Origin of the sequence: Exiguobacterium sp. s145 (genome assembly GCF_018618835.1) — a bacterium.
Taxonomy (GTDB): domain Bacteria; phylum Bacillota; class Bacilli; order Exiguobacteriales; family Exiguobacteriaceae; genus Exiguobacterium_A; species Exiguobacterium_A artemiae.
Genome location: NZ_JACSMV010000037.1, coordinates 1 through 5,959, shown reverse-complemented (window position 1 = coordinate 5,959; position 5,959 = coordinate 1). Strand labels below are relative to the sequence as shown.

The 5,959-nt window shown below is 42.6% G+C and carries 5 protein-coding genes; all 5 read right to left on the bottom strand.

Annotated features, from left to right (window positions below; translation table 11 throughout):
* Positions 1-227 precede the first annotated feature (227 nt).
* The gene (locus KNQ07_RS15860; RefSeq protein ID WP_214767965.1) at positions 228-437 is read right to left on the bottom strand and encodes a hypothetical protein; all 210 of its coding nucleotides are present in this window, start codon (positions 435-437) and stop codon (positions 228-230) included.
* Positions 418-1,416, bottom strand: a complete 999-nt coding sequence (locus KNQ07_RS15855; protein WP_214767962.1) for an MvdC/MvdD family ATP grasp protein — start codon at positions 1,414-1,416, stop codon at positions 418-420. The genes KNQ07_RS15860 and KNQ07_RS15855 overlap by 20 nt, the downstream gene beginning before the upstream one ends.
* 246 nt (positions 1,417-1,662) lie before the next feature.
* Entirely contained in the window at positions 1,663-4,035 is a 2,373-nt protein-coding gene (locus tag KNQ07_RS15850) for a S8 family peptidase (protein ID WP_214767960.1), read from the bottom strand.
* Positions 4,036-4,336: 301 nt separating this feature from the next.
* Positions 4,337-4,948 carry an ABC transporter ATP-binding protein gene (locus tag KNQ07_RS15845; RefSeq protein WP_214767958.1) on the bottom strand — a complete coding sequence of 204 codons (612 nt, stop codon included), beginning with the start codon at positions 4,946-4,948 and terminating at the stop codon, positions 4,337-4,339.
* The gene (locus KNQ07_RS16380) at positions 4,945-5,919 is read right to left on the bottom strand and encodes a DUF1430 domain-containing protein (RefSeq protein ID WP_214767956.1); all 975 of its coding nucleotides are present in this window, start codon (positions 5,917-5,919) and stop codon (positions 4,945-4,947) included. Before KNQ07_RS16380 ends, KNQ07_RS15845 begins: the two co-directional genes overlap by 4 nt.
* Positions 5,920-5,959: the final 40 nt, after the last annotated feature.

The following is a 5,959-nucleotide window of genomic DNA, read 5'->3' as shown; positions in this document are numbered from 1 at the left end:
GAAAATCTAGATGTAGCCATAGAAAAAGCTCCCTTCAAAGTAGACAGTTTTTGTTATTTCAACTGTCTACTTTTTGGGGAGCATATCAAGGTGCGAGTGCTTCTTTTCGTATGAAACGTACTGAAGTGGAGTTTACCCTTCAGTACGTTGCAAATCAGATGATAGTAATATGTTTACTTAATCGCAATCATGCATGTCATCCATTTTCAATCACTACTCTAGTGATCTTAGGCGATGTACATACCTTCGTTTGGACGATCACTATCCGACCGATCATCTTTTTCAGCTGCATAAGTAGATTGACGAGAAGATGTAGAGCTTCCCGAGGCATAGATATTGATCGCCTCACTATTTTGAGGAGTCCAAGTCCATTGCTCATGTTTGATTTTCCCATCATCAGATGGAGTTTCTAAAAATTTAAGTGCGAATACTTTCAATTGATTTCACCTCCTTTTCTGTATATTTTCCTATTAACCAATTGCTTATCTCGGCAGAAATGTTCATTCCAGTCAGATCTTCAATCCAAAGCCATTGACCAAAACAGTTGATCTCAAGAAAGTACCATTCATTTTCTTGAGTCACTACAAAATCAAACGCTCCATAGTTTAAATCCAGCACTCTCATGAATTCTTGAACTTTCTTCACTATTTCTTTAGGTGGTGTTATTTCAAAATGAGGAGTATTCGGAATATCATATCTTCGCCAATCAATTGATGTTTTTTCGGAAGCTTGAGAATCAATTTTACATACAAAATGTTTTTCCGCAACGACAGTGTAGCGAACCTCATATTGTTTTTTTATAAATTCTTGTAAAACAATTGGGTTTTCACCTATTTCGCTGAATTCAGCGAGTTGCTGTTTATTTACAGTATTGACGTATAACCCTTGATATCCACCTTGAAGATCTGGATAAAAATCTTGAGTCATTAATTTAAACACTACTTTATCGTAATTTCTAGAGAATTCAACGAGTGCCTTTTTATCATTTGAAACGATAGTTTTTGGTATGTTAAATCCGATTTTTTTCGCAATAGCTAATTGAGAATATTTATTTTCTCCTTTAAATGCTTGATTCAACTCGTTCAACCATGTCTTTTTCTTTAAACGCAGGTATAATCCGTTCAACGTTTTATTCCATTCGTTTTTCCAAATTTTGAACCCGGTCGACTGGTTCTTCATTTCTTCAAGGGTAAGTTCAACAAATGCTCGTCTAACCCATACTACGCTGATGTCATCCATAGAAATAACGCTGTCGTTTTGACGAATTATACAAGTTTCTTCAAAAATTGAAATCGTCGTGGTTTTTAAAGCTTCGACATCTAAATTGAATCGAAAAAAGGGAATACCTTCTGCTTCAATGTTTGAAATGACTCTTTCAGCATGACTATCAAATGCATCAGTAATTATTAAAATCATATGATTTCTCCCTTTGTGATATATGCGCTGAGCATCTTTAATGATAATTCCACCATTTGTATTTTTCTATTATATTACAATAAATAAATTTCAAAAGGTTTATTTTAACATCTATATGAGTATTTTAGTTTAATCCATGCATGATAGGTATCAGTCTATAGGGGTATGTATGAGCACAATTCATAAAAAAATCCTATCTTTACCTTAAGAGTTTTAACTCCTGGTCTAGATAGGATCTTTTATTCCTTAAAAATACCGGATTCCGAATGCTCTTACATACCCGTTGTAATCATAGTCTGCCCAAAAAGTTGTTTTGGCAGTCGGCTTGTACTCCACTGTTCCCGCAAGATCATAGCGTATCGTCACTTGACCGTTTACCATATAAATCATCTTATTCCATTCGTTTGCTTTTGTTTTACGGTGTACTTTCGGTTTTCCAAGCGTACTTGTAAACTCTGTCCACTTGATTTTACGATCATCAAAAGATGGTATCGTCATGATATCACCGACATGATTCGGATATTTGGCATCGTAACCAATCGTACCGTATACGAAATCATTTTTGACCTTTCCGAACACACAGCACCCCGTACTGTCGACTCCGTAAATCGCATTTTTCCCTGTAATCTTCATTCGATCATATAACTTGGCTTCCGCTTTATATAATGTACCTTTTTTCGCCGCTGTATAATGTTCTTTTAAGTAGGTCGCGTTACTTTTTTTAAAGACACTGACCGTAATTGATCTTGTTGCACTTTTATTTTTTGCTCCGTCAACAGCATATAGTGACAATTTCGTTCCGCTTGGCTGAACTTTGAAGGCGAGCTTATATACACCCTTCGCATCTGCCATCGTACTGACGACTTTCGTTTTTCCTTTATAGAGATAAACAGCTGCCTTCGCTTCCGTTTTCCCGCTTAATGACGTTGTCTTCGTCGTCACAGGACCGGCTGTCGGCGCGGGTGGAGCTGTTTTATCGATGACTTTGACGGTCGTCACAGCACTTTTATTTTGTGCAGTATCCAGTGTGTAAACCGCTAATGACGTTCCCGCTTTTTGTTTGGCTACTTTGACCGAGAATTTTCCCGAACTGCTTGTTGCTTGTCCTACTTTTTTGCTGCCGTTCATGACGATGACGGTACTCTTGTTCTCAGCCGTACCCGTCAGTGCCGTCATCGCATCGGTAAATACAGCAACCTTTGGTGCGACCGGGGCTGTTTTATCGATGACTTTGAACGTCTTCACTGTACTTTTATTTTTTTGGTTATCTTCGATGGATACAGATAAAGTCGATCCACCCAGTTGTTTCGGAACAGGAATCGTAAATTTCCCTTTTTGACTTTTTTTCAGTTGCCCGATGACTTGATTCGACGCGTTATAAACACGGATTGTCCCGTCCGGAATATCGTAAGGAAGCTGTCCTGTGACTTGCGTCGATTGGTCGGTAAAAGTATCGACGACAAGTGGTCCGTATGTCACCGTGTTTACGGCTTTCGCAGCATTGACACGACCATAGCCGTAGTAATCGTCTTTTCCTTTTTCCCCAAGATCATCTGCTGTTTCAATCAGACGCTTAACGATTTGATCGCCTGTCAGATTCGGCTCGTTCGCTTTAATTAAAGCTGCAATCCCTGCGACGACGGGTGAAGCCATCGACGTTCCGCTCATCTTACCATATGTATCGTTTGGCAAGGTAGAGTAAATATAACTCCCCGGAGCCGATACATCGATTGTCGGCCCGTAATTAGAGAAACTGGACGGATAATCCTCCGGTGTTGTGGAAGCCACCGAGACGACATGTTCATAAGATGCCGGATAACCCGGTTCATCCGTATCTTCATTACCTGCTGCTGCAACAATCACCAGTCCGGCCGCGTGTGCGTAATCAATGGCTTCTTGGTAAAACCAGCTGTAGTTATAACTCCCCAGACTCATATTGATGATATCCGCGTCGTTGTCGACCGCATGGTAAATCGCTTCGATGACATCGGATGCATAGGCACCATCCTCCTCGAATACATTAAGCGGCATGATTTTTGTTTTTGGAGCAATACCGGATCCCCCGCTGTAGTTGTCCATTTCCCCGGCAATGATTCCCGCGACATGTGTTCCATGTTCACCTAAAGGAATAATTTCATCCGAGCCGCTGACGATATCATACGGGTTGACAATATTACTTTCCAAATCCTCATGGTACAAATCAATTCCGTCGTCAATCACAGCAACGATAACGTCTGCTGCACCTTTTGTTTTATTCCAGGCTTTTTCCGTCTCAATGTTTTGATGATGGGATTGAAGATCTAAATCCGAATCATTGGGTGTATAGAAGTGTGTTAAACGATAATCGGGTTCGACTCTGACGACTTCAGGTTGTGCTTTCAACTCCCTGATGTACTCCTTCATCGTTTTCCCGCTTGGCACGTCCACTGTATATATTGTTGAAGCAGCACTCATCTTTTTGACCAGTACTTCTTTTGAAGTCTGTGTCACGTTTTGCCCTTTCACCTGAACCATAACCCGCTCTTCTGGTACATTCGCTTCTTCTGCGCTCACAGTCTCAAACCAGACCAAACTGCCGGTCACCAAAACGAGTCCGCTTAACCATTGTTGCCATTTCATTTTTTATCCCCCTCGCACTATTCTATTCTATAAAAATACCATTAAAAGGGATTATTTACTTTTTTCATAAATAGAAAATCAGACAGATAATAAAAAAACTGCTCCCCTCATCAGGAAGCAGTTCACGATTCAATTAAACAGGAATACCTGATGTCTTCCATTGGGCCGCAAGACGACCAACGTGCTCTGAAGCGGCTGTTAAAAATGGTTTAAACTGAACGTCACTCCGTATCAAACAAGATTCAGCAACAGGAAGCCGGTCATTGAATCAAACTCACTGCGCAGCTTTTTTTCTTTCGCCTCATCCGAGTTCCACCAACCTGTTCCCCTGTTTTTTGATTGCTTCATCGTGCGTGACGAGAATGACGGTCTTGCCGCTTGCATTCAACTCCTGCAAAATCGTCATGACCCGTTCGGCATTCGCTTGATCGAGTGAGCCGGTTGGTTCATCGGCGAGAATGATGTCACATTTCTTCAGCATCAGTCGGGCCAGTGCGACCCGCTGTTGTTCGCCCCCGGACAGCATATAGACTTTTTTATCGATCTTCTCTTCAAGACCGACGGCTGACAAGACCTCTTCAATCGTTTGGCCGGCGCGATAGCGCTTTTGGATAATCTCCAGATTTTGTCGGACTGTCTTATGGTCGACCAAGGCGAAGTTTTGAAATAAAAATCCAATCTTCGTCCGGAAATAGTCAAGTTGATTCCGTTTTTTCGTGATGTCCTGTCCATCGATAAGAATCTGCCCCGCATCAAGCGGTTCCAAGGCCCCCACCATATTTAACAACGTCGTTTTCCCGCATCCACTCGGTCCGGAAAAGATGACGAAATCTCCGGCCTCAATCTGTAACGACAAATTTTCAAATAAGCTTTTGCCTTCAAATGTTTTTGACACGCCTTGAATCTGAATCATACATTTCCCCCCTTTAGGATCCGTTGGATGTTCGCCCGTTCGATCTTACGAATCAGTCCGACTAACACTATTCCTTCGAGTACGACCAACAGACCGCCTCCGCTCAGCAACCACAAGGGATGACCGATTGCAAAGATGTACGCCGCAAGCGTCACGGTCACCGTGCTGAACGACGTAACACCAAGTGTATAGAGGACTAACCGTCGATTTTTTTGCCAGATGCTGTAGCCGATGACTTTTTTGACGAATAACTCAAGCGCGTTGACTTGGTACTCGAGTTTCAAGACAGTCACGATGATCAACAGTTCCAGACTAATGATCAGTGCGGCAAAAACCAGATTCATGTTCATCAACCGTTTGGCTGCTTCCCAGACACCGATGTACTTATCCCAGACATTCGTCCGGATGACCAGTTCATCCGTCATCGCCTGTTCCTCAACGAAACGATCAAACGTTGGTGGATCGACGTCGTACATGATGTCACTCAACAAAACAGAGGACAGCTGCTTCAGTTTCATCCGCGTCTTCGCATCATCATTCAAGACGATCAGCATCGGTTCGTCGACGAGCAGGCTGCCGTTCACGAGGTTTTGATCAATCGCCGTCAGTTGGAGTGGTGTCGTATAGCGGGTCGTCTCATACTGCTGTTCGATGAACGGGCTTAATCCAAACGACTGCAGGGTATTGTCGAGCTCTTCTTTACTGGGCGGTGTTGCCTGCTCCGGTGCAATGATCGTCAGTTTATTCGCGAAAACGTCTGTTGCTTCCGGAAGTTGCTCTGCAATCTCTTCAAATGCTTGGCGGTTCAAGATCAAGGCCGTCTGATCACGCGTCGAAAAGTTCGCCAATGGTGTCACGAGTGTCGCCGAGAAATCGGTTTGATAACGTCGGTACAGTTCGGTCTGAATCTGTTCCGACAGTGCTGTGTAATGCAAAATAGGAGTGCAGACTTGTGCGACGGAAACGTACACAGTTCTGCACTCCTTTTGCGAAAAAAGAAAAAGACTTGCC